Source organism: Mesorhizobium sp. 43Arga, assembly GCF_053714255.1.
On sequence record NZ_JBSKBO010000044.1, the window covers coordinates 1 to 1,158 of the forward strand.

Consider the following 1,158-nt stretch of genomic DNA (forward strand, 5'->3'; position numbering starts at 1 on the left):
ATGACCGCTGACCAACAAGGGTTACGCGGATCGGTTCCAATCATTCTAGCGCGCTTTGGTGTCGCGATGACGAAGGCGGAGTGTGCCGATCCAGGTCCTGACCATTTTGCCGTGCTGCCTTTTTGCTCCTTACGCTGTTAAGGGCCTCGATTGCGGTTAAGCCGCCGCCGGGGCCCTGTATTGTTGACCTGAGGTGAGCATTGCCCAGATGACGCGAGCGGTCTTGGCCGCCTGCGCCACGACGGCGACCTTGACCGGCCGCCTGGCCAGCAGGCCGCGTATCCAGGGCGAGCCTTTGTCGGGTTTGGCCCTGACCTGACGCAGCCAGGAACTGGCGCCGAGAATGAGCAGCCTTCGCAGGTCCCTGTCGCCGGCACGGCTGATATGGCCTGTCGGCCTGTGCTTGCCGCCGGTGTCATGGCTCTTGCGGGTCAGGCCCAGCCAGGCGGCGAAGTCCCTGGCCGAGGCGAACTGACGGCCATCGCCGATGGCCGCGACGGTCGCATGCGCGATGATCGGGCCGACGCTCGGGATCGTCGTCAGCCGCGAAGCTGCCCGCTGCTGCCTGACCCGAGCCAGGATCTGCTTGTCCAGCTTGCCGATCTCGCCATCCAGCGCGCGCCATTGCCCGGCCAGAGGCACCAGGCAGATCAAAAGCGCCACGGGGATGGCTTCATCGGCCGCGTCAACGCGCTGCAGCAAGGTCTCGATGCCCGCTGCTCCTTTGGCACTTACCAGGCCCATCTCATAGAGCATGCCTCGCATGGCGTTGGCCAGTTGCGTGCGCTGGCGCACCAGAAGGTCGCGCGTGCGGTGGAGCGCCCGGGCCCATTGCTGTTCGACCGTCTTGATCGGCACGAAGCGCATGTCGGGCCGGCTCACCGCCTCGCAACAGCCTTGCGCGTCGCGGACATCGTTCTTGTTGCGCGGAACGTAGGGCTTCACATAGGCCGGCGGCATCAGCTTGACCTCGTGGCCAAGCGCGCTGAGCGTGCGGGCCCAATGATGGGCCGAGCCGCAGGCCTCCATGCCGATCAGCGCCGGCGGCTGCGCGGCGAAGAACTTCTCCACCTGCGCGCGGCGCAGCTGGCGCTGCACCACCACCTTCCCGGCAGCATCCACACCGTGCACCTGAAACACATTCTTGGCCAAATCGAT

1 protein-coding gene is annotated in these 1,158 nt (G+C 65.9%); it reads right to left on the reverse strand.

All coding sequences use genetic code 11. From position 1 onward, the window contains the following. Window positions 1–156: 156 nt before the first annotated feature. On the reverse strand, window positions 157–1,158 hold a 1,002-nt coding region (locus ACWGS8_RS35135), incomplete at its 5' end, for an IS110 family transposase (protein WP_454585201.1).